Annotated in this window: 12 protein-coding genes; 9 read left to right on the forward strand and 3 right to left on the reverse strand. The window is 45.7% G+C overall.

Translation table 11 applies throughout. The features are described from left to right. The first annotated feature begins 199 nt into the window (after positions 1-199). From QTO00_RS01155 to QTO00_RS01165, 3 genes are read left to right on the forward strand one after another with little or no spacing between them, the layout of a single operon-like run. On the forward strand, positions 200-11,275 hold the full coding sequence (locus tag QTO00_RS01155) for a DUF11 domain-containing protein (protein WP_331422452.1): 11,076 nt from the start codon (positions 200-202) through the stop codon (positions 11,273-11,275). A 46-nt stretch (positions 11,276-11,321) separates the two neighbouring features. Beyond that, positions 11,322-14,855, forward strand: coding sequence for a hypothetical protein (locus QTO00_RS01160; RefSeq protein ID WP_331422453.1), 3,534 nt, complete (start codon positions 11,322-11,324; stop codon positions 14,853-14,855). 8 nt (positions 14,856-14,863) lie between these two features. Next, positions 14,864-15,766 (forward strand): OmpA family protein, encoded by a 903-nt coding sequence (locus QTO00_RS01165; RefSeq protein WP_331422455.1) that lies wholly within the window; start codon positions 14,864-14,866, stop codon positions 15,764-15,766. 18 nt (positions 15,767-15,784) lie between these two features. On the opposite strand, the gene QTO00_RS01170 is transcribed toward QTO00_RS01165, so the two are convergent. Beyond that, positions 15,785-16,024, reverse strand: a complete 240-nt coding sequence (locus tag QTO00_RS01170; RefSeq protein WP_331422457.1) for a hypothetical protein — start codon at positions 16,022-16,024, stop codon at positions 15,785-15,787. Between the two features lie 248 nt (positions 16,025-16,272). Here QTO00_RS01170 and QTO00_RS01175 point away from each other — a divergent pair, with 248 nt between their 5' ends. After that, the gene (locus QTO00_RS01175) at positions 16,273-16,947 is read left to right on the forward strand and encodes a hypothetical protein (RefSeq protein ID WP_331422459.1); all 675 of its coding nucleotides are present in this window, start codon (positions 16,273-16,275) and stop codon (positions 16,945-16,947) included. Between the two features lie 124 nt (positions 16,948-17,071). Here the strand turns inward: QTO00_RS01175 and katG are convergent, their stop codons facing one another. Next, on the reverse strand, positions 17,072-19,261 hold the full coding sequence (gene katG / locus QTO00_RS01180) for a catalase/peroxidase HPI (protein ID WP_331422460.1): 2,190 nt from the start codon (positions 19,259-19,261) through the stop codon (positions 17,072-17,074). Between the two features lie 316 nt (positions 19,262-19,577). Between katG and QTO00_RS01185 the strand changes: the two genes are divergently transcribed. The 5 genes from QTO00_RS01185 to QTO00_RS01205 all read left to right on the forward strand — a co-directional run bounded on the left by QTO00_RS01185 (position 19,578) and on the right by QTO00_RS01205 (position 23,887). After that, complete coding sequence (locus QTO00_RS01185) at positions 19,578-20,426, forward strand: pirin family protein (RefSeq protein ID WP_331422461.1); 849 nt, start codon at positions 19,578-19,580, stop codon at positions 20,424-20,426. 193 nt (positions 20,427-20,619) lie between these two features. After that, positions 20,620-21,210 (forward strand): LysE family translocator, encoded by a 591-nt coding sequence (locus QTO00_RS01190; protein WP_331422462.1) that lies wholly within the window; start codon positions 20,620-20,622, stop codon positions 21,208-21,210. Positions 21,211-21,243: 33 nt separating this feature from the next. Then, the gene (locus QTO00_RS01195) at positions 21,244-22,056 is read left to right on the forward strand and encodes a helix-turn-helix domain-containing protein (protein WP_331422464.1); all 813 of its coding nucleotides are present in this window, start codon (positions 21,244-21,246) and stop codon (positions 22,054-22,056) included. Positions 22,057-22,169: 113 nt separating this feature from the next. Next, on the forward strand, positions 22,170-23,147 hold the full coding sequence (locus QTO00_RS01200) for a hypothetical protein (RefSeq protein WP_331422466.1): 978 nt from the start codon (positions 22,170-22,172) through the stop codon (positions 23,145-23,147). Next, a complete protein-coding gene (locus QTO00_RS01205; protein WP_331422468.1) occupies positions 23,144-23,887 on the forward strand; it encodes an HIRAN domain-containing protein in 744 nt (247 codons plus the stop codon). The genes QTO00_RS01200 and QTO00_RS01205 overlap by 4 nt, the downstream gene beginning before the upstream one ends. 94 nt (positions 23,888-23,981) lie before the next feature. Here QTO00_RS01205 and QTO00_RS01210 read toward each other — a convergent pair. Continuing rightward, a partial coding sequence (locus QTO00_RS01210) for an ABC transporter ATP-binding protein (RefSeq protein ID WP_331422470.1) occupies positions 23,982-25,806 on the reverse strand: 1,825 nt, incomplete at its 5' end.

Raw genomic sequence — 25,806 nt, forward strand, 5'->3', positions numbered from 1 at the left:
TTTTAGTCGAGTATATTCATCAAAAAATAGTAAGTTATTTGTAGGGGAATTCTGTATCTTGGCTCACATAAACAAAACTGATTGATGGCTTATGTCGAGAATAATACTGTATATGTGGTTGTTAGTGTGATATTGTTTTATTGTTACATTTGCTCTTTATATTTTGTTGGTCACTCGAAAATTTGAGGGGATGCATCCCTTGTTAAAATTTACTACGTTCACTCGATCTCTATTTATTTGTCTTTTCTTAAGCGTACTTTCAATTGTAGCTCATGCTTCAGAAATAGAAGTCACAGTAACACCATTGAACGCGACCTATGAAAATGGCAAATATGTTGATTATCAGATTAATGTCAAAAACACCACGGCCAAAAGGCTCCATGATGTCAGCGTTCGTGATCTGATCTGGGATACTACGGCAGACTCTGCTAGTGGTAGGGTTAAGGCGTTTACAAATTTAACCATCACCTCATCGAGTAATTATGGTTCTAATCCTGGTATCTACACCGCATCTGATACCAACTTACTCGCGTTAGATGCGCAGCTTTTCCCTTACGGTTCCATTCAGTATCAAGTTCGGGCGCAAGTGGCGGATCCGATCATTGGTGACATCGTTTTAGATAGCGCTTCAGTTAGTGTAGATATCGATAACGATGGTGTGGCAGAGATCTATACACCTAGTGCTCCCGCTGTATTTAAAGCGGTCCCTTATGAATATTCGCTTGAAGTTTCGGTTGATAAAAGTGAGTACGTCGTTGGCCAAGCATTAACCTATACACTGGTCGTACAAAATAAGGGCAGTTATCAGGTTCAAGGGCTTAACATTGAGCAGCCTTTCCAGTCGTTGTCTGTTGAAACCAGTTCAGGCTCATCGAGCTCTCCATTTCAACATGTTGCTATTAGTGGTAAGAAGGCTGGCAGCGACAGCGATTTAGGTTCTTTCTCTCCTGATGGGGACTTGTTAGTTTCGGCGGCCAAGATCGCTGTGGGCGGCAAGCTGACCTACACTATAGTGGCAACGGTTGGTGATGATGTCACGGGAGACATTATTACGTCAGCGATTGCTAGTACTAAAGATGGTGACATAACAAGTTTAGAGTTAGACACTCCTCCAGCCAAACCTTTGGTAACGATTGAACATAGTTTAGATAAAACCAATCCATACCTAGTTAGTTCTACAAGAACGTTCTCCGTTAAAGTGGAAAACTCAGGAAGCGGTATTGCCCATAACTATCATGTGAAGCAAAACATTGCCGATTTGGTTGCCAACTTAGGTTTGGGTAACAATTTACAATCGGAGCACAATAACTCTGATGTAACAGGGAACTTGTTTTCGCACTGGGCAATTGAAGTTGATGACATCGGGCCAAACTCTAAGTCGAAGTTCAAAAGTTTGGGCTCTCAAGCAGATGTCGAATTTGATGACGCGATTTCACTTTACCCAGGTGAGACCATTCACTACACCATTAAAGCGACACTATCTCCTGTAGCGATGGGCGAGATTCAGGGTGTAAGTGCGTCTGTTGAAGATGCTGAAAACAATTTGGTTCAAGACGCGCAAATTACCAATGTGGTCAAGGCTGAGCGTACTTTGCAGGTGACAGACCCTGAGATAAAAATCGTTAAGTCGAGCAATGAATCTGAGTACACGCCAGGTAACCAAGTTAGATACGATATTGAAGTGAGCAACAGTTCATCGAAGTATTTTGCCAATGATTTAAAGGTGGTTGATGACTTAACTTGTGTGCAAACTGACCAAGCTGGAGGAGCGGGTCAAGGCCAGGCATTTAAGCGTTGGAAGCTAGAGCCTGCAAGTGCGGAAGATAGCAAAGGAACAGACCCAGGTACATACAACTATGGCGCCTGGACAACCGCTCCAATTACGGTTTCACCGGATATTGCTCCCGGGCAAACGGTGGCTTATACCCTAACTGCTGAAGTGAGTGACACCAGTATTGGCCTTATTGTCGATAGCGACCCGGCTTGTTCTGACAATGTCATTGAAGATGGCTCTGGCATCCAGATGCCGGAAGATAACCTGCGTGCAAGTAAAGATGTTGATAGTCGCTACTACTCTTCTGGTGATGTGCTTACTTACACCATTCGTGTTGATAACGATGGGAAAGGATTTGCTGATCAAGTGCCGGTTGTTGATGACCTTGGCGCAGTTCAAACGACGGATATCTCAGGTAAGGTCATTCCGGCTTTCGAAAGTTGGACAATCACAGCGCAAGCTTTTCACAGTGATGGCACTTCGGCAACAGCGACAGATACGGGCATTAAAGGGACGATAAACAGTCCTGATACTCTTAATGTTAAAGCGACTATTGAGCCGGGCAGCTATGTAATTTACACCATTGCTGCTAAAACCAATCCACTTGCTAACGGTCATATTCAAAATACGGTGACAGTGGATAACTCGGTCTATGCCGATAGGGGCTCTGATCCGCGTGACTTTGAGATTGAGTTAAATAAAACCGTTAAGACAGATGGTGACTCAGGTTTCCATGGCGATCATACCGGTTACTCAAAACTCGATAGCGAAATCACCTATCAAATCCATGTTAAGAACGCCAAAGGCAATGGTTACGCGACCAATGTTCGTGTTAAAGACGAGCTTTCGACCATTACAGCAGGCCTGTTAGAGCCAGATTCTGCGTCAAAGCCTGTGTTCTCGTCTTGGACTATTTCTGCCGACATCATCTCAGACGATCCTCTGCTTAACGGTAATGCTACCTACACTGATGTCGGTGATTTCGAAGACAATAAAGACCTTGATGTTACTGCCCAGATAGCACCCAACGTTGAGGTGGTGTACACCATCGTTGCGAAGATTGACCGCAGTGTAAGTAGCGAAATCGTTTATAAGCGGTTTACCAACACCGCCCATGTTGAAACTCGTGACTCTGATGCGCAAACCGGTGCTTCAGACAGTGCGGTCGTTTACCCAAAAGCGCCCGATGTTGTGGTGGTCAAAACATCCAAAGAGAACAAGTTTGTTCCGGGTCAATGGGTTGAGTTCAATGTCACTGTCTATAACCGAGGTGCTGGTTATGCGAATGATGTCTCCGTGAATGATGACATTAAGGGGATGAATGCGTTCTCGAAATGGACCATTGAAGCGAGTACTGACTCAAATAACACCACGTACAAAACAGGCAGTTATGCCGATACCAAAGCTCACTACCCAGACAACGGCAATATCAACGCCAAGGTGGATATTGATCCTAAAACGTCTGACGGTATGGGTTATGTGACCTACATTATTCGTGGCTTGGTGAAAAACGATTACACCAGCACTGAAATTTCGAACACGGTTGAGATTCATGATCCGGTCAATAACTTAGACCAATCAGCAACGGCGGAAATCGGTGATAGCGGTGACGATCGACTCAACGTTTCGATTCTTAAAACAGCCGATCGAACTCGATTTGTGCCGGGCGAAGATGTCACCTACTTCATCACGCTGCAGAACAACAGTGAGAACACCGCAGAGTCGTTAAAACTTGTCGATCCTTTAACCGAGATTCGCTCAGTATTGGCAAACAAAAAAGATGACCACTTTGCTAACTATGAAGACCAATCTCCATTTGAGTATTGGCAGTTCGATTATGCCGACGGAAAAGGCTGGCAAGGGCAAACCACCGATGATCTGATCTATCCTCCGGGCAAAGACAGCAGCTCGTTCTCATTAGCCGCAGGTGAAACTCGTACCTTTAAAGTTAAGGCGCATGTTAAAGACAATGTTGTCGGCTCGATGAATGGTGGATTACTAGAACGCAAAATTGCCAATGATGCTTACATCTTCCAAGACTATAACAAGGTTACTCAAGCATCACACGTTTCTCACCATGAGATGGATCGTGTAGACAGTGGTGGCTGGACACATAGAACGCTACTGGTTAATGGTAAACAGAGCCGTTTCTATGCGCCGGGCGATACGCTGACCTACAAAGTGAAAGTGTCGTCTAAAACGGGTTATTACAACGACCACAAAGTGACAGAAGACATCAAGGGTGTGCAAACACAGCTGCTTGACGGCACCACGGCCAACCCATTCAAAAACGTGTTCACTGTTAAAGTCGAGACTGACAATACCAATGGCGGTAAAGGTACCACTGATGGCACACAAGACGGCGTGGTGCAAGACAACGAAAATATCGACACGACGATAGATGTCGCAGGTGGGGACTATGTTCTCTATACCATTGAAGGCGTAGTGCGTGACGATGCGGTGGGCGATATTACCATGGGCGACGACACGGTTGAGCCTTATGAGTACCACCTTAACTTTACTAAAAAAGTCGATCAGGTTAATTATCAGCCAGGTAAAGATCTGATTTATCACTTAACCATTAATAATAATGGTCAGGGTAACGCCTACAATATTCCTGTTGAGGATCAGCTGTCTAAGATTGAAGTGGAGCTTTTAGACGGTACTAAAGGCAAAGCGTTCCCTAATGGTTGGACGATTGAGACTAACGTACTTGGTGGTAGCCCAGTTGCTCAGCCTGATCTTGATAAAACCATTAAAGATAACGCTGACATTGTGACTCATGTGTCGATACCTGCTGGAGAGACCATTGAGTATGTAGTGACCGCTAAGGTCAATACCCAAGCCACCGGCTCGTTTGTTAACGTGTTTAAAGTCGATGGCGATAGTGTCAGCGCTGAATCGAAGCCAGATACCGAGAAATATGACTTTGAAAAACACCTTGTCGCGTCATTGGATAAAGATGGCACTATGCCGCTGACAGGGGGCTATACGCCGGGCGGTTACCTTGTCTATGAAATTATTCTGAGAAACAGCAATAACGTCCACTTGCAAGATGTGACTATTGTCGATGATATTCGCGGTATCTCTACAGATTACTACGATGGTACGACAGGCCAAGCATTTGACTCGTGGACTATCACGACTTCAGTGGATTCGAGTGGTTTGTCTAATCCAGGTCGTGTCAAAGACAACGAGAATATTGATACTCGATTTGACCTAGCTGGGAGTAGCTTTGCCGCAGAAGGCAGTTTCGTTAAGTACACCATAAAAGCTAAGATCTCTGAGAAGGCAGTAGGCTCGATTCAGAATATTGCTAAAGTCGATGGTACGCACTCACTTCGCTCTGAGCGCATGGACATGCTTGCGGCTAATTTAAAGAAAACCCATAAAGCATACACAGATACTACGCTAGCGACACAAAAAACGACTTATGACTTTGATCTAAGTAATCAAGGTCAAAACGTAGTGTATCACTTGCGTCTTGTTAACACAGGCAAGGGCACCGAGTACGCAAGTTCGTTGAAGGAGATGTTTTCGAGTATCAAAAACCGCTTGGCACAAAATGCCGCTGGTGAGAGCAACGATCAAAAAGACCAAACTTACAAACCTTACGGCTGGACAGTAACCGTTACTAAGTCGGATGAGTTGGTGACGGACATAGGCGGTTACACAGGCGGAAGCAATGTGGATATCGATATTCCAACCTTGTCTATTGCCGCTGGTGGTTGGGTAGATTTTATTATCGAATCGACCATCCGCGATGACGCACTTGATAACGTCGTGGCTAAGCCGTTCTACAATGGCTCTGTATTCCAGAAGTCCACCATTAAGCCTGAGGCGCCAAATCTAGAGGTGACAAAGCAGATCGTTTCAATTGGCGGCCGAGCTTACTCTAAAGGCGATACTTATAAACCAGGTGAAGAGGTTGTCTATCATCTTAATGTGAATAACCAAGCCAAGGTGTGGACAGATCAAACTCGTATTCAAGATTTGATCTCTGATATCACAGTTGAAGTACTAGGTGGTTCAACTCAGCAAGCCTTTGAATCTCATACCATCACACATGATTTTGACTCAGGTTTAAATAGTGCAGTTGACACCTACATGCCTGACTACGATGCAAGTGGCGATCTAGACCTATTGCTCGATATGGGACCAGCAGAAGCCATTGAATTTACCATCAAGGGTACGATTCGTAGTGATGCCTTGGGCGACATTGATGCTAACCATGCAACCGCTGGAGGCGTTAAAGTCGAAACTCCGGTGATTCCTCCTGTTGCTCCGAACCTAGTGATAGAAAAACTGGTCATCAATACGACAGCAGATGGCGGAAGCTGTAGCTTCCCATCGAATACCGGGGATGGCTGTGAATACAATCCTGGCGGACAGGTTAGTTACACCATCTCGGTAGAGAATACCGGTGAAGGTATTGCTAACGATGTCGAGATTCTAGATAAGCTCAATACCATTTCTACCTCTACCAGTGCTAAGGCATTCAGTAGCATCTCTACCACAGTGGTTGAGCAGCCGAGCGCAGATCGATTCTCTATTTCAGGTAGCTACTCAGGAAGTAAACCACTGGATGCTAAGTTCGACCTCATGCCGGGTGATAAGGTTGTATTTGGTGTCGCGGGTGAAGTCGACAGTGACGCAACGGGCACCATCACCAACATTGCTAAAGTGGACGGTGTTGATACTAATGACATCGTTCTTGGCCAAGGCAGTGCGGAAATCTACGCGTCGAAATCAACTGACACACCGACTTACGTACCGGGCGGCGAAGTGCGCTACACCATGTACATCGCTAATACGTCTGATTCGAACGCGGATGTCAAAGTTGAAGATGCCATCTCTTCCTTTATGGTGGAAACCGCGGATGGAAGCACCCAAACCGCGCTAACCAGTTGGACGACAACCGCGAGCTTTGTCAGCAATGCAACGGCTGAACACAATGATGCTAGCGCTATTCAAACCAGCGGTGATATTGATGCTGTGGTCAAGTTGGGCGCTGCGGGTACAGAGCCAACGGTGTTGAAGATTGACGTCGTGGGTAAGGTGCGTGATGACGCGGTAGGTAAGTTTGGCAACACCCTATATGTTGATAGCAAGCAGTACGATCTGAAACAGCACTTTATCTATCCTGAGCCGGGTAGTCTTGAGGTGAGCAAAACGCCTTCAGTGTCACCAGCGCTATATGCTCCAGGCGATTCAATAGGCTTTGATATCGTGGTCGAAAACACGGGTACAGGTTATCTGACTAACGTAAATGTTAAAGATTTAGTGGCTGATATTAGCGCAAACTTAGTCGGTGACTCAGTAAAAGGTAAAGCGTTCGATGAGTGGGACGCGGCCAAGAGCAGCGTTAAAGTGATTGACGCTGGCGCTAGCCCTAGTGTCACAACCTCAGAAAGTGGCTTTAGCGGCACCGATAGCTTTACGGGAGTCTACCAACTTGCACCCGGTTCAAAAATCGAGCTGCATTTGCAAGGGACGGTAAACTCTAACGTTGTTGGCCCAATCACTAACCAAGTTTCGGTTTCTGCTGATGGGGTAACGGACGCAAGTGATGAGGCGACTTATCAGCCAATTGATGCCGAAGTTTTGGTAACTAAATCGGTTGATAAACCCACCTACCTAGCTGAAGACACTTTGACCTATACCGTGATACTGACCAACACCCAGCGTGTGTGGGCAACGGATGTTCACGTAGAAGACTTGGTTGACCGTATTAGCTCAGAGACCATCTTTGGCACCACTATTAGTGCCTTTGATCCTTATTCGATTGAGATTACCGCAGTGTCGGATAAAGGTACGACTAGCTTGCCTGTCTTGTCGGGCAAGTTTATTCAAGACGATGTCAACATTGCTCCTGAAGATGTCGTGACCATCACTATTACAGGTACTTTGAAGCCAGAGATCATTGGCGAAGTGAAAAACACGGTAACGGTGGATTACGACGGCAAGAATGCTCAAGCCGAAGCGGTGAGTGAGCCAATCGTGCCATCAATTGAGGTAGTCAAAGCGCCATTAAACGCAACCTACACTCCAGGCAACAATAATGGTTTCACTATCACCATTCGAAATAAAGATGCAGCGTTTGCTAATGATATTGCGGTGAAAGATGCTATCTCGACCATGATGGTCAAAACCATCGGCACGGATGAGAAACCAGCATTTAGCCGTTGGCACTACTCCTTAAAGGCTGACGACCCGATGACCACGGTTGGTCCTGATAGCTCAAGTTGGAACAAGGACATCGACCACACGGTAGATCTGGCACCCAATGACACCATAGTCTTTACCGTGGAAGGTACTGTGGAATCGACCGCCATTGGCCAAATCGACAATACAGCAACCGTTACCTTTGATGGCAAAGAGAGTCAGGCTTCCGCTGTGATTGATCCCGAACCGTCAAACATTAGCGTAACCAAAGTTGCCGATAGAGAGTTCTACCAAGCGGGCTTACCAGCGAAGTTTACTGTGACGGTAAGCAATGATGGAGCAGGTTTTGCTAACGATGTTTTGATTAAAGATCTGATGAGTGATGTGCAAGTGACTTTAGTTGATGGCACAACGGGTCCTGCGTTTGAAAACTGGACGATCGACACTCAGCTCAGCGATCCTCGAACTGTACTTAGCGAGACACCAAGTGGTACGAATCCTGATATTCAAACCACAGCAGACATTGCACCTAATAGCCAAGTGACTTTTGTTATCAATGGCACGGTCAATCACTATGCAACCACAGATATTATCAACACGGTTAATATCGATCTTGATGGCAAGCCGACTCTAACTGCCGAAGCAACCATCAAGCAGCGTCCTATCTCCTTGAAGCTAGAGAAGTTTGTCGGTGATACCGGGACAGATACAGAGATGTTCTACGAGCCGGGAGAGCAAGCGACATTTAGAGTTGTGTTGACCAACCAAAATGAAGCGTTTGCCGCAGGCATTGAACTGAAGGATCTACTGGATGAGCTAGAAGTCGATACCGTTAATGGTACGCGAGAGAAGGCATTCGAATCTTGGACAATCAAGGTCAACAAGGGTAATGAGTTGACCACGGTTTCTCCTGACCCAAGTGGTAGTAATCAGAATGTCGATGCGACGGTCAACTTAGCACCGAAAGATGTGCTTGAGTTAGTTATTACCGGCAAAGTAAATGAGTACGCTAATGGCACTATCGATAATAAAGCTATCGCCGATGTTCCGCTGGGCGATTCGACCAGACTGATTGCGACTGCGAGCTTAAAGCCTGAGCCAGATAATGTGCAAATTAGTGAGGTTGCTGACAACCCTATCTATGTAGCAGGTGAGAAGGCGACGTTCAGAGTGACGCTGTTTAACGACAGTAAAGGCTTTGCTAACGACATCCAACTGCATAACGTCATTTCTGGCATGTTGGTGCAAACGAGGCCAGACATCAGTTCGGGTGACCGCGAGTACATTAGTGCCTTCACGGACTGGACGATAGACATTAGCAGCGATGATCCACGTTCGAATATCAATGTCGGTACCTTGTCGGTGAATACGGATGTCAGTATCACTGGCGATATCGCACCGGGTGACAAAGTCGAACTGGCCATTACGGGTACCACAGACCCTAGAGCCATGGGTGAGATCGTCAACATCTCGCAAATGATTCAGAACTCACCTCCTCCAGAGAGTGGCGGACTGACGGCAAGTTATACCGCTTCGATGCAAACGGTGAATGCGATGATCACGCCTAAGGCAGTTGATCTGGTCGTCGATAAGACCACAACTAAAGGTGAGAACGTCGAGTACACCAATGACGATGATGAGCTGACTTATGTGCTGCGCGTGACTAACCAAGGTTCTGCCACCATTCATGGCGCCGAGATGCTTGATGAAATATCCAAGCTTGTTGGAGCTAATGGCAATGCCCTATTTACTAGCTGGGTTATGCAGATCAAAGAGTTACCATCGGGGCAGATTAAAGCAGATATCACCGATAAAGACTTAAATCTACCGGGTGGTGGTGTTTCGCTCGACCTGCAAGCCTATATGGGCAACGGCTATGAAATTACCATTACTGGGCAACTCAATAAAGGCTTAGATGATGATATTACTAATACCTTTACGGTGACAGATCCAAACACAGGAATCAGTGCGTCAGATGACGTTACGATTCATGTGAAGAAGTTCGCAGATAACGAAGGGGATCTGTTAGTCACTAAAGAGGCACTTAAAGAGACCGCCCAAGTGGGTGATGTGGTGGAGTACGAAGTGACGATCGTCAATAACAATCAGTCTGAGTTTAAAAACGTCAAACTGGTCGATAGATACCCTTCAGGCTTTGCTTACGTCCCTAGTTCTACAGAGCTAACTAATAGTGGTCCTGATGGTGAATTTGACACAGGTGATGATGTTATAAGCACAGCCGATCCTGCGGTGACAAGTACGTTAACCTTCAACGTTGGTGACATGCTTGCCTACGGCAGTAGTGACAAAATCATCACCGAGAAAGTTCGTATCCGTTATCTATTACGAGTCACTGTTGGTGCAACTTTCGGTAAGTATGTCAACTCGGCAGTGGCAATGACACCGCCAGAAGGGCAAGAGTCGGGAGCCTTGGTTGAGAACTCAAATACCGCAACAGCCACCGTGGAAGTGGAGCCGGATAAGGTGTTCGATACGGCTTCGATCATCGGCAAGGTGTTTCAAGACCACAACCAAGATGGTTTCCAAGCCGATGCTACGGCCTTTGATGTCAGTCTAACTGCCAATGTGGACCCTAGAGATTATATCGCCAACAGTACTGTGGTGATTGAAGATGGTCAGGAACAAAGCCTGAGTGATAGTGAGTATAAGAGTAAGCAAGGATCAGGTTATAGCTATGGCGTAACTTCAAACAAAGGCGAATACCATTACAACGCTATACAGGCAACACCTAAAGTGGCGGTGCCAGGCAACCTTGTTGAGTCCGCTCTAGTGCAGGGATATGAAATCGACAAGCTGTTTGGGATCTCGCAAAACCGAACTCTGCCGAAGAGCAACAAAGTCGTGTTCCAGCTGGCGACTAAAAGCGACAAGGGCTTTAGTTTCAGTGTAGTGACTCACTCGGGCACCCGCTTTGCGTTCGATGCAGTGGGTCACATTCGCTCTCAATATGTGGGTGATAAGAAGCAGGGACTTAGCGCTGAAAACCTCAACGTAACGCGTAATTTGTACAAAGATGGCGATCACTACTTATGGGAAATCGTGATTGAGAACAAAGGCATCTATGAAGATGGTATTCCTGGTGTGCGTCTGATCACCACTGAGGGGATTATCATTGAAACCGATCAGTATGGTCGTTATCACATTCCGGATCAGTGGGTATTGGATAAGAAAGGGCAGAACTTCTTAGTTAAGTTAGATACCGATTCCTTACCAACAGGCATGAAAGTGGTGAGTGAAAACCCACGAGTACAGCGAATATCGCCGAATAAACTGACTAAGTTCAATTTCAGCGTTGCATTAAAGGAAGAGAAGTAGCCGTGAATTTCGATCGACTGAAGACTAAACGTTGGGTGGGCAAACAATGAAAAAATTCAAACTGACTCATTTGACGGTCTGTATTCTTGCGGCTATCCCTTTGGTTGCTGCCGCGAAGGATACCAGCCAATTACAAAAACTTGATACAGATACGACGGGTATAGAGGTTGCTGTTCATGAACAAGAAGACAGCTCACGTATCTATCTCAAAGAGGGCGCGATTTGGGCCAGCAGAGACATCACTCGCTTCGATCCTGTTCTTGATGTGAGCATTGGTGATGAGCTAGAAGTCGCAGATGGAAAGCTGACGGATTCTGTGAACTTTACCATCAGCTCAAACTACAGCTACTACATGGCGCGTTATCAAATTGAGGTCTATCGAGGCCAAGACCGCAGTTTATCGCAGCCATTAAAGATCATTACTGGCACTGAAGTCGCCAACGATATCGATATTAGTTGGGATGGTTCAACAGATGTGGATTACACGTTTGCACCGGGCGAGCAGCTACAGTTCCGCTTTAAGGCTTGGGATAAAGACGACAACATGGATGTGACGACTATCGGCATCGCTGATTTAGTCAATCCAGATTCTGAAGTGGATATCGACCGTAATGATAGCGAAGACAAGCTATCGCGAAGTTATGGGCGTGCAACCTTGATGCGCCACAATATCCCAACTAACGCAGGGTTAGCCAAGTTTATCGGTACCGGTTTGAAAGGCGTCGATAAGGTTGTGATCGGTGAAGACGAGTTTGAAGTGGAAGAGGGCGAATTGTATGCCGAGCAGTTTTTGCCTGCGGATGCATACGTGTTCCCTACGAAAGTCATTTTTGACAATGGCGACGAGCGTCTTTATCAGCTGTATGTACGTATTCCAGATACTTACTACTCTCAAGCAGGTCTTGCCGATATATATATTGGTAAGAACGAAGTCACTGGCTCAACAGGTGCACTAGGGGTTAATGAACAGTATCAAGATGACATCTATAACCAAGGTCGAGTCGCATATTTTAGCCAAGGTAAGTTTGGCGACAAACTTCGAGTAACTACTCACTTCGATAGTAAGAATGGCCGCATCAAAGACATTTTTAAGCACCCATTTGCCTCTGACAGTTCTGATGTGTTCGACATATTAGAAGACGATGATGAGCTCTACTACGGCGATTATGGTGACGGCGCTAATATCCACAAAGTCGTCAATACCAAGGGTAAAGTCTACTTGAATCTTGAATACGATAAATCTCAAGCGCTGTGGGGTAATTACAATACAGGTCTGACTGGCACCGACAACAACGATTACAACCGAAGCTTATATGGGTTTAAAGGGGACTACCGAACTCGCTCAACGACTAAGTTTGGTGAAGACCGTCTCAACGTGGTTGGTTTTGCTGCGTCGGCGGACTCTGCGTTCGCTCATGATGAATTCTTAGGCACGGGTGGCTCACTCTACTTCTTGCGCCACGGTGAGGTCGTTCCGGGCAGTGACAAAGTGTTTGTTAAAGTGGTCAACAAAGACTCGGGGATCTCTGAGCGAGAGCTACCACTGCAATCAGGCCGAGACTATGACATCGACCCATACCAAGGGCGAATCATCCTTAAGCGCCCACTGAGTAACATCATTTCAGAGAGTTTTGGCAGCGTTATTTCCGACACACCAACCGATGGTTATGAGAACTATCTGGCAGTGGATTATGAGTACGTGCCGAAAGGTTCAGATGTTAAAGACAGCATGACCTACGGTGGTCGGGTGAAAGGCTGGGCCAACGATTATATAGGCATCGGTACTAACTACATGACCGAAGAGCGTGACGGACAAGATTATGAATCTTACGGCAGTGATCTTACTTTGCGCGCGACGGAAGGGACGTATTTAAAGGCGGAATGGGCGCACAGTAAAGGTCAGCAAGCGGATTCCAATTATGTCTCTTTTGATGGTGGTTTAACCTTCCGTGAAGTGGGTAATAGCGCGCAAGCACGTGAAGGTGACTCTTTCCAAGTCAAAGGTGTGGCGAATCTGTACGATATCGCGCCGGAGGTGTTTGGCGCGGTAGGTAACGACATTAAGGCTTGGTACAAATCTAAAGATGCAGGCTACAGCCAAGCAAGTCAAAGTGATGACTTAGAGCAGCTGTCATACGGTACAGAACTGCGTTTGCAAGCGACCGATGAGTTGAGCTTTGCCACCCGTTATACTTCTATCGAAGAGAAAAAGGTCGACGGTACATTAGAGACCGATAGCCAGCAAACCGAGTTAGAAGCTCAATACAAAGTAACGAACCATATTAAGGTTTCTGCTGCGGGCAAGCAGGTCGATGAGTTAAACCAAACCAATCAAAAAGGCTCAGGAACCTTAGCAGGTTTGCGTGCTGATTACATTTGGGACAGTGACAACAGCGTGTATGTGAAAGGTCAGTCGACCGTCGATAAAACTGAACAGTATGACGACAATGACAGCGTCTCTGTTGGTGGTGAGTTCCGTGTATTTGATGATCTATCCCTTGGCGCGGAGTACACCACGGGTGATCGCGGAGACGCGACTCAAGCTACTGCGAGTTACGACATTACTAGCGACTACACTACTTACGTCACCTATACAGATGATGATTACGAAGGTGACAACAACGTCATTATCGGTCAACGCGCTGATCTGACGTCAAATGTTGATTTCTACCAAGAGAACCAGTTTGTTGATGACAACAACGGTAAAGGCCGCATTGACTCATTTGGTTTTGGCTACGACATGACAGATGATATTGATTTCGGCATTGGTTATCAGCAGGGTGAGATTGAAAAGCAAAATGAGCAAGATCCGACTAAGTTGGAAGTCACTCATCGTCGAGCAATCACATTTACCTCGTCGGTCGACATAGACAACGTTGCTCTATCGAATAAGATTGAGTTCCGTGTCGATGAAGGTAATGAGAACGTTGATCCAAGTCGTCGCCGTATTGATCAGTTTGTTACCACCAACCGATACACTCACAACCTAACTGAAGAGTACACTCTGTTCGGTAAGTTCAACTACTCCAAATCAGTCAGTAAAGAGACAGATGAAACATTGGAGCGCTTTGTTGAAGCGACGGGTGGCATTGCCTACCGCCCAATCTATAACGACCGTCTCAACGTCTTAAGCCGCTATACCTATATCGCTGACAAAGACAATCTTGATCGTGATGTTGATTACAGCAATGAAGAGTCACACATTGTTGAGATTGAAGGGATTTACTCGGTTAACGCCAAGGTGGATGTCGGTGCTAAGTATGCTCACAAAGATAAGAAAGAAGACTTTGAACGAGCGTCGGGCGCAGTGCAAACAGTTGAAAGTAATATTAACCTCTATGGCTTGAGCACCTCTTACCACATCATTAAAGAGTGGGATATTACCGGTGAGTATCACTGGAAAACCGATACTCTTAATGACGAACTCGAGCATGGCGCACTGCTGTCAGTGAATAAGCACCTTTCTGATAACTTTAAGATTGGTGTTGGTTACAACTTCTCTGGCTTTGATGGCAACCTAGTTAATGATGACGATTACGATGCGAAAGGTGTGTTTATCAACCTTATCGGTAAGATTTAAGGAGCTTAATGATGATCAAACGATTTTCCCTCTGCGGCATCATGCTGCTACTTGGCCTGACGGCATGTTCGACAGACACCTATGTGAGTAAAGAGAACATAGATAAGTTCGGCGACCCTAAGGTTGAAAAGTTCCTTATCCGCGAGTGTTTGGTCCCACAGCGGGCGATTCACATCGCTATGGCGTCTCACTTTGAGTTTGATAAATCAGATCTTACCGATGCCGATAAGACATCGATCGATAACTTGATCAACAGTATTCAAAAGCTGCACGGTCAAATTGCGATTGTTGGGCATACCGATTACCAAGGTTCTGATGACTACAACATGAAGCTCTCTCTACGTCGAGCGGAAGCAGTAAAAGCGTATATGAGCAGCAAGCTTGATCCTTCACGCTATGACTGGGAAATCAAATATTACGGTGAGTCAAAGCCCCTTGTTGACGGTGAGTCAAAACAAGCGAATGCGGAAAACCGCCGTGCCTATGTGGTGTTTGAGCAAGCACAGACGCAGCAAGAGAACCTCTACTGTCAGCCTCCAGCGCCAAAGCGTAAAGTGTTTGTCGCTATGACGCCGCATTTTGATTTTGATAAGGCTGATTTAAAACAACAAGAGCTCTCTTCGCTTGATGAGTTTGCTGACAACTTGAAAGGGCTAAATGGCCGTATTTTGATTGCGGGGCACACCGATTATCAGGGCTCTATTAGCTACAACGAAAAGCTCGCTAAACAGCGCGCTCAGTATGTGATGGATTACTTGCAAAAGCGTGTAGACCCAAGCCAGTATGTTTGGGAGGTGAAGTCCTTTGGTGAGCTCGACCCTGTGACCCACGAGAAGAGCTTGGATGCCAATGCGCTTAACCGTCGCGCCATTGTGGTGTTTAAAGAGGGCGCGTTACCCGACGCCCTATAGACAGTATTACTTTTTCGATCACTCGAACTCTTGACCATGGTTTTCAAGTTTCTTGGCACCGCACTCATTACAAACCACGGAGCGATCAATCAGCTCTAGTGAAGCTAGGGCTGGTCCGACGCTTGCACTTGCTAGAAAACCTGAGATAAACGCTTTGAACTGCTCTTTACGGCTCTTTCCATATGGGGAGGTTTTTTGCTTAATAAGCTCTTTGTGTTCGGTTGCTCTACCACATTCGTCACAGTATTGAATGGTCATTCCGGCACCTGTTTGTTAGCATTTTATAAATCAGAACATACCACAGCTAAATGTGTGCAAGTTCATATGTCTGTCACATTTTTCGGCCTAAACTTATTTAAGTTATTGATGTGTAAGTGTTTCAATAAGCTGAAGGTTCTTTTCATATCGAGCGATCACCTTGTCAATTTAAGCGAGAACACTACTAATTTTTTAAACGATAAATATTTGATATGCTAGCGAAAATTTTATCCGACTGAATTAGTGTTATGAACAAGCTGTTTACGGAGTGCTTTTATTTCTCCAAATCTAATTTTGGACCTATTTTCAAGCTTTTTGGTCTGTATGTCATTATCTCATCCTTACTTAACCCTTTTGTTGAGTATTTAAGCCTCAACTCAAACTTGAATTGGGGGACGCTTACTTATCAAGTGATGTTAGGCCTTATATACACCTACTTGATGATAAAGTTTATCCAATTTATGGCCTCTACGGTGACTGGCGACAGTGTACAAAGTCGTTTCTCATGGAACCAATGGTGGCGGTTGTTACTTGTGTACATTTTTTATGGTTTAGCTGTCATGGTCGGGTTTATCGCATTGATTTTACCGGGAATATATTTAGCGGCTAAGTATGCGTTTGCTGATTTCGAAGTAGTACTAAACGATAAGCCAGTATTATCTGCTCTTCATGAAAGTTGGAATGATACTAAAGGTATTACCGGACGGCTCATGTCAGTGACAACAGTCATCGCAGTGTTCCAATTCGCGATTGGTTTTATTATTGGCGCAGTTGGTGAGCTTTCGTCGGTGATGTATTTTATTACCGACATAGTTGGCGGGATCGTTTCTTCATCAGTAATGGTCTTTACATCGGTTGTATATTTTAGGTTATATACAGAGAGTCGAGTCATAGAAAATGATTCAGTGGAAAATAACCTTTAGTAAATTGTTGTGTTTAGCGACTAGCTTTTGTCTTGTTGCTAGGAGATAAACAAATAGAAGGCACAGAGGGGTTGCTCTGTGCCTTGGTTTTATCGACTTGATAGCTTTGATGAGATAACTTTAACTAAACGTCAAAACGATCCGCATCCATCACTTTCACCCATGCTTTTACGAAGTCATTAACGAACTTCTCTTTCGCATCATCACAGGCGTAAAGCTCAGCTAGTGCACGTAACTGGGAGTTTGAACCAAACACAAGATCAACTCGAGTTGCTGTCCATTTCTTCTCGCCCGTTGCACGGTCTGTACCAAGGTAGGCGCTGTTATTTGGACACACGGGTTTCCACTCAGTACTCATATCCGTCAAATTGACGAAGAAGTCATTGGTCAACACGCCTGGTGTGGCAGTGAATACGCCATGTTTAGTGCCACCATGATTTGCCCCTAATACACGCATACCGCCAATAAGTACCGTCATTTCTGGCGCGGTTAATTGAAGCAATTGTGCTTTGTCCAATAAAAGCTCTTCCGCAGGAATCGTGTAAGTCGCTTTAGCGAAGTTACGGAAGCCATCGGCGATAGGCTCTAACACTGCAAACGACTCAGCATCGGTTTGCTCGTCAGTCGCATCAACGCGACCTGGCGTGAACGGCACTGAAACTTTATGCCCGGCGGCTGAGGCGGCTTGTTCAATCGCCAAGTTACCCCCGATGACGATCAGGTCTGCAATTGAGACATCACCGCTGAATTGTTGCTGAACTTGTTGGTAAACCCCTAGCACTCGAGCTAACTGCTCAGGTTGGTTTACTTCCCAGCCTTTTTGAGGGGCGAGTCGAATACGAGCGCCGTTTGCACCGCCACGATAGTCTGAACCACGGAAGGTCGAAGCTGACGACCATGCTGTGTAGACCATTTCAGAGATAGTTAGGTCAGTGGCTTTAATAATCTGTTTAATTGATTCAACACAGGCTTCGGTTAATGGTTTTCCTGTTGAGGCAGGCAGTGGGTCTTGCCAGATTAAATCTTCCTGAGGCACTTCTTCACCCAAGTAGCGAGATTTTGGCCCCATGTCTCTATGAGTCAACTTGAACCAAGCGCGAGCGAAGGCATCGGCAAATTGGTCTGGGTTTTCAAAGAAGCGTTTTGAAATTTCACCATAGATAGGGTCCATACGCATCGCCATATCGGCAGTTGTCATAATGGTCGTGACTTTCTTACTTGCATCGTGGGCTTGTGGTGCTTTGTGTGCTTCATCGACGCCTATAGGAACCCATTGCCAAGCTCCTGCTGGGCTCTTCACTAGGTCCCAATCGTAACCAAATAGCATTTCAAAGTAGCCGTTGTCCCATTGAACTGGGTTTGGTGTCCATGCGCCTTCGATACCACTGGTGGTGGTGTCGTCGCCTTTGCCTGTGCCGTGTGCGTTTTTCCAACCAAAGCCCATCTCTTCAAGTGGTGCAGCTTCTGGCTCTGGCCCCATCAGTTCGGGATCACCTGCGCCGTGAGTTTTACCAAAGGTGTGCCCACCGGCAACTAGCGCAACTGTCTCTTCATCGTTCATGCCCATACGCGCAAAGGTGTCACGAATATCACGACCCGATGCAAGAACACTTGGGTCTCCGTTTGGCCCTTCTGGGTTAACGTAGATTAGGCCCATTTGTACAGCTGCAAGCGGCGTTTCTAGGTCGCGGTCGCCAGAGTAACGCTCATCTCCTAGCCATTCGCTCTCGGCGCCCCAGTAGATATCTTCTTCTGGCTCCCAAATGTCTTCACGTCCACCGGCAAAGCCAAAGGTTTTTAAACCCATAGACTCAATTGCTACGTTACCCGCTAGGATGAAGAGATCAGCCCAAGAAAGGTTATTGCCGTATTTCTTTTTAATCGGCCACAGTAGACGACGTGCTTTGTCTAGGTTGCCGTTATCTGGCCAGCTGTTCAATGGTGCAAAACGTTGGTTACCTGTGTTGCCGCCCCCGCGACCATCGGCAGTACGATACGTACCGGCTGCGTGCCATGCCATGCGAATCATAAATGGACCGTAGTGACCGTAATCTGCTGGCCACCAGTCTTGAGAATCTGTCATTAACGCTTCTAGATCCTGTTTGACCGCTTTAAGATTGAGCGATTTAAACGCCGCGGCATAGTTGAAATCCGCACCATTTGGATTCGACTTAGTATCGTTTTGGTGAAGAATCTTTAAGTTGAGTTGATTAGGCCACCAGTCGACGTTCTTAGTCGCCTTGCCTCCTAGGGTTGTATTACCACCATGCATCACAGGGCATTTACCGCTTGAATTACTATCGTTCCCGTGCATCTTCGCCTCCTGATTGCGAAAATTGTTATGAAAGGAAAAACCTATACATAGGTATAGCATTTGAGTGATTCAGCGCTGTGACTATTTACACTTATTCACTTGCTTTTGTTAAGGTTATTCCAGAAGTCTGATATTAGTATCGTTAAGATATGCCCATATAGATAATGGGTCTTTCCTATACTCGTGATAGGAGGAGCCTATTACCTTTTCGTTCGAAATATTCGAACGAGAGCCTCTAATCTCCCCGCTCACAATCACTCTCTGGCTGAGTAAACTGTCTTCATTCCTCAAAGGAACCAGATAAAGGAGAGAGAGCATGAGTGTAAATAGACAAGTCAATCAAGTCATTCGAGTCCATACGACCTCTGATGGTGACGGAGTCAAAATTCAGCGTGTTGCAGGTTTCAACAACGCGCAGTTTTCTCCATTTTTAATGGTTGATGAGCTTAAATCTGATCAGCGTTCAGATTACGTTGGTGGTTTTCCTCCTCACCCTCATCGCGGTATTGAAACCTTGACTTATATGCTCAAAGGGCACTTTCAGCATAAAGATCATATGGGCAATGTCGGTGAGTTAAGAAGTGGTGGCGCGCAGTGGATGGCTGCTGGTCGCGGTGTCATTCATAGTGAAATGCCTATCATGGAAGAGGGCGATCTACATGGCTTTCAGATTTGGATTAACCAGCCTGCACGCGACAAGATGAAGCCTGCTCAGTATGTCGACTTTCAACCTGAGACCATCACGGAACATAGCGATGAACAGCTTGGTTTGTTGCGCGTTTTAGCCGGAAGCGTGGTAGCCAATCAGCAACAGCTTAATGGCCCGTTAAATAAGACTGGCGTTGAGTTGAGTGTCTCTGATTGGCGTGCAAGCGAGGGTAACAACCTGAGCTTAGAAGTTCCTCAGGCGTTCAACATGATGATCTTAAGCTACCAAGGCTCAGTACAAGTGGGTGACCAGACAGTTAAGCAAGGTGAGCTTGCGCTACTAACTAAAGGGGAACGAGTTGAGTTGACGGCTTTGGAGCAAAGCGGAGTACTCATCTTTGCTGGTGAGCCGATAGATGAGCCAGTTGTTCACTACGGCCCGTTTGTTATGAATAGCATGGCTGAAATTGAGCAAACTATTCAAGACTATAACTCTGGCGTGTTTGAGACCTACTAGCACAGAATTTCTTTGAAGTTTATTTGAGCTTCATCCACACAAAGCGAACTATCCACTGCCAGTTCTTTTTGTTTTGCCACACCTTTGCGTGTGGCTTTTTTTTATCTGCACGTTTGCAATATCGTTCAATAACTTTTGTTTAGGTTTGGTTAGTTTAAACAGCTCGTTTAAACGCCGAGTTAAGGAGAACAGAATGAACAGTTTAGTTATGGCAATGTTGGCATTTGCATTTGTCGGAGCTGCGACACCAGGGCCAGTGAACTTACTTGCTACCGCAACGGCCGTACAGCGTGGTAGCTCAGAAGCACTAAAGTTGGTGATTGGGGCCTCATTGGCGTATGCGCTTGTAGTATTTATCTCAGGCTCTGTCATGCATGAGCTGGTTGAGTTCATCCCTATGCTTGAAGCTACTTTAATGTGGCTAGGTAGTGCCTTTTTGATTTATCTCGCCTATCAGATCTTTACCGTGCCAGTCACAGAACTCGAGCCTAAGTCACTGACATCGGGTTGGTGGATGGGAGCGCTTACCCAGCTATTAAATCCCAAGGCGTGGTTGGTCGCTATGTCTGGCGTTAGCTTGTATGTCATCGGGCAGGGCAATCCAGACCATTGGCTATGGGTGTTCACCTTGGTATCGTTAATTTGTTGCTTAATGGGTGTGGGTTTATGGGCGCTGAGTGGGCGAGCATTTGCAAAGTATTTGTCTCATCCACGAAAACAACGTACTTTTAATCAAGTGATGGCAGTCACCTTAGTGGCTTCTGTCAGCATGATCTGGCTGTAGTTTTGGTTATGGGTATCGCGCAGGGAGCAGCGCATGAAAAAAGATAACAGCGCGAATTTCAAGCAAAGTACGGTGCTGCCTTGGATTGAGATGCGTATTGCGAGCCAAAGCACCGCTTGTTACACCGCCCACTCCCATAACGAGTTCTCGTTTGGCATTATCGAACAAGGCCGGGCAGATTATCGCAATCACAATACAACCCACCATATTGGCCGTGGTGACATCGTCACGATTAATCCGTCCGATGTTCACTCGTGTAATCCTGAAGCCGGAACCTGGTCTTACAGCATGTTGTTTATTGATACTGAAAAAATGGGCCAGATACAACAAGAAGTACTTGGGCAATCTCATGCTGACTATACGCCATTCAACCACGCTTTTGAGCGCGGTGATGTGATAAAAAATCGCTATCTTGCCTTGTTTAATGATCTGCAAACAGAGGCGGAGCAACTGCAAGTGCAATCCCGTTTGTACGACTTTGTGGAAGCGGTACACGGACAAAGCCCAGTTGAGAATAAACCGGTTCCCACTTCGTCACTCAAGCGAATCCGTGAGAAGTTGCTTGATGATGTCAGCCATACCCATCAACTTGATCACCTAGCCGAAGAAGCGCAAATGAGCCGTTACCAACTACTCAGAGCGTTCAAACACTATTACGGCTTACCACCACATGCCTATCTAATGGATGAGAAGATCAAACGCGCCAAAGTCATGTTGAAGTCCGGTCAAGATATCGCACAAGTCGCCCTTCAACTAGGCTTCTCTGACCAAGCCCACTTCCAGCGTCAATTTAAAAAGAAAATCGCTGTCACACCAAAGTTCTATCAGTCGCATTTTGTGGACTAATTTTCTGATATGCCTAGTCATTCTTTAACAAGCAAATCAATCAAGTTAGAATGACTTTTAGCATTGTTATTAAGTATAGATTTAACTCATCCGGTTCAATACTAGGTTGCAAAATGAAGCTTTTTCCTATCATTGATATCTCGAAGCAAGATATTGATAATTACGAGCAAATGGGCACCAAGTCTAAGTTTTGGTATACCGATCAGTCGAATGGACGTGAATACCTTTTTAAGTCAATTCACACTGAAGATAAGCTTGCTAATCCAGTAGTTAGGCATGGTGAAGACTGGGCAGAAAAAATTGCTTGTGAGCTAGCTACGTTATTGGGCATCCCTCACGCCAATTATGATTTAGCAGTCAATGGTGAAGAGCGCGGAATTCGAAGTGAAAATTTCATTTCAGAAGGTGATTCTATGGTCTTTGGCAATCAGCTTATTGAGCACGTTGTACTTTCTGTTCTTCAACAACAGCTTGAGAAAGGTCAGCGTTCGCAAACTATTGATCGTGTATTTGTAATCTTGGATTTATTGATTGTTAATCCTCCTAGAGGATGGGAAGAAACAGAATCAATTAAAACAGCTGCTGATGTTTTTGTTGGTTACATCATGTTTGATGCTTGGATTTCTAACCAAGATAGACACAATGAGAACTGGGCTATGATCACTGATAAAGGAGGGAAGAAATTTTTGGCACCTTCATTTGATCATGCTGCAAGCTTAGGTCGTAATGAGAATGATGATAAACGAAAGGCGAGATTAGAAACAAAAGATAAAGGGCAGACTGTTGCTACCTATGTTCGTAAGTGCAAGTCATACTTCTACAATGGTGGTAAACAGTTAAAGGCACTTGAGGCGTTCAAGCTCTTTGCTGGGCTTATACGTGAAGCGGCTATGGAGTGGCTTGATAGGTTAGAAGAGATTACAGAAGAGCCGATATTAGATATACTTCGCGCTATTCCACCAGAGTCTATGAGTGATGTATCCAAACAGTTTTGTTTTACTATGCTTAAAGAGAACCGGAAAAATTTATTAAGTACTAGGGTCTTCATCCTTAAAGCAATAGAACTTGCAGAAGAGCACAATAAGAAATGAAAAGCGTTTTTGTAACTTGGAAAGATATTAATAGTGGTATGTGGTACCCGGTCGCTCAATTGACTAGGCATCCTGACGGCTATCGTTTTCGTTATACCAAAGGTGCTGCTAATCCTAATTTCATAGCTTTTCCACGCATGGGTGACAAGGAGAAAGTATATTTTTCTAATGATCTTTTTGCTTTTTTCCAAAACAGGTTATTACCTCAAAATCGACCAGAATTTCGTAAGATGCTGAATTGGTCAGACATGACTGTTGACGATTATGACGAATTAGATATGTTAAGCATTTCTGGTGGAGAGAGGAAAACTGATCAGTTCAGAATTACTCCGCAGCCTGAGTTGACGGGTAGAGGTGAGTACAGTATTCGATTCTTTACCAGTGGTGTAAGTCACTTGCCAGAAGAGTGCATTAAGCGAATCGAAGAACTGCAAGTCAATGAGGCTCTTTCATTCGAGTTCGAAAATGACAACGAGTATGATTGTAATGCTGTTTTGGTCACTACTGTTGACTCTAAGAGGGTTAAAGTTGGGTATTGTCCGAAGTATTTCAACTGCGATATTCGAGAGTTATTGCAAAGTCCTGATCTGACAGCACACACGTTGACTGTAAAGAAAGTCAACCTGGATGCACCAGCTCAATATCGCTTGCTTTGCGAGTTTACAACGCAGTGGCCTAGTAAATTTGTCCCTCTAGTGTCTGAAGATTACAAACCATACACGTCAGAGTTGGTGTTTTAGCTTAATCGCTAACGAAAAGGAGCCACGAGGCTCCTTTTTATAGTGATTGTCTACCACACTATTCGGACATTTAGTTGATAATAGGATCGACTTATTATGCCCTTTCTTTCTCAGCCTCTTCATCACCGATAAAGCCACCGGTTTGGTGGGCCCAAAGTTGGGCGTAGATGCCACCACTTTGAACTAGCTCTTGGTGAGTGCCTTGCTCAACCACTTCGCCTTTGTCTAGAACGATTAAACGATCCATCGCTGCGATGGTTGAAAGTCGGTGAGCGATAGCAATCACCGTTTTGCCTTGCATTAGCTCGTTTAGGCTCTCTTGAATAGCCGCTTCAACTTCTGAGTCGAGCGCTGAGGTTGCTTCGTCAAGGATCAATAGCGGCGCATCTTTCAGTAGTACACGAGAAATCGCAACACGCTGACGCTGACCGCCAGATAGCTTCACACCACGCTCGCCGACCTGAGCATCGTAGCCTACGTTACCAAATGGGTCGGTAAGCGTTTCAATAAACTCATGGGCGTGAGCCTGCTTGGTCGCGCGTAGCAGCTCTTCTTCACTGGCATCTGGGTTGCCGTAAAGAATGTTGTCGCGAATCGAGCGGTGTAGCAGTGAGGTATCTTGTGTCACCATACCGATATTGCTGCGCAATGAATCCTGAGTCACATCAGAAATCACCTGACCATCAATTTTGATCTTGCCACTCTCCACATCATGGAAGCGAAGCAGTAGGTTGACCAGAGTCGATTTTCCTGCGCCAGAACGACCAACCAAGCCGACCTTCTCACCTGGCTTGATATTAAGATTAAGGTTGCTGATCACCCCTTTCTCTTTGTCACCGTAGTGGAAGCTAACATCGTCAAACTCGATACCACCTTGGCTTACATCGAGTGGCTTAGCGTTAGGCTTGTCTTGGATATCGATCGGCTTAGACATTGTCTTCATGCCGTCAACTACTGTGCCTATGTTTTCAAACAGGGCACCGACTTCCCACATGATCCACATCGACATACCGTTGATACGCAGAGCCAAAGCAATCGCAATGGCAATTGCACCGACACTGATTGAGTTGTCCATCCACAGGTAGATAGACAGAGCACTAATAGAGAACACCAGTACATAGTTGGTAATCTCTACCGCGACATCAAAGCCAGTCACTAGGCGCATTTGGCGATAAACCGTACCTAAGAAGCCATTCATGCCTTCTTCGGCATACTCGGTTTCACGGCGGCTGTGAGAGAACAGTTTGACCGTTGCAATGTTGGTGTAGCTGTCTACGATGCGCCCTGTCATGGTTGAGCGAGCATCCGCCTGTTCAGAAGCGACTTGCTTTAGCTTAGGTACAAAGTAGAGCTGAATACCTACATAGCAGCACAACCAGATGACCATAGGGATCATTAATCGCCAGTCTGCTTGGGCTAGCAGTACCACAATAGAGGTAAAGTAGACCGAGACGTAGACGAACACATCCATAGTTTTCATCACGGTTTCGCGCACCGCTAGTGAGGTTTGCATAACTTTAGTCGCTACACGACCTGCAAAGTCATCCTGATAGAAATTCAGGCTCTGCTTAAGCAAATAGCGGTGAGCTAACCAACGGATCGACATTGGGTAGTTACCCAGTAACGTTTGATGTACGAGCAGCGAATAGCCAATCACAAGCACAGGCATAACAACCAGCAAGAGAGTACCGTAGAAAATTAGGTCACTCTGGTTATCTTGCCAAAATGTGTCTGGATTGCTGTTCGACAACCAATCAACCAAGTTACCCATCGCGCCAAACAGCGACACTTCCACAATGGCGACAATGGTTGCCATTACCGACATGATAATTAGTGGGATTTCAAACCCACGAGTGTAGTGGCGACAAAACGCAAAAATACCCGAAGGAGGCTGTGTCGGCTCCTGAACGGGAAAAGGC

The organism is Vibrio sp. M260118 (assembly GCF_036533755.1).
Lineage (GTDB): Bacteria > Pseudomonadota > Gammaproteobacteria > Enterobacterales > Vibrionaceae > Vibrio.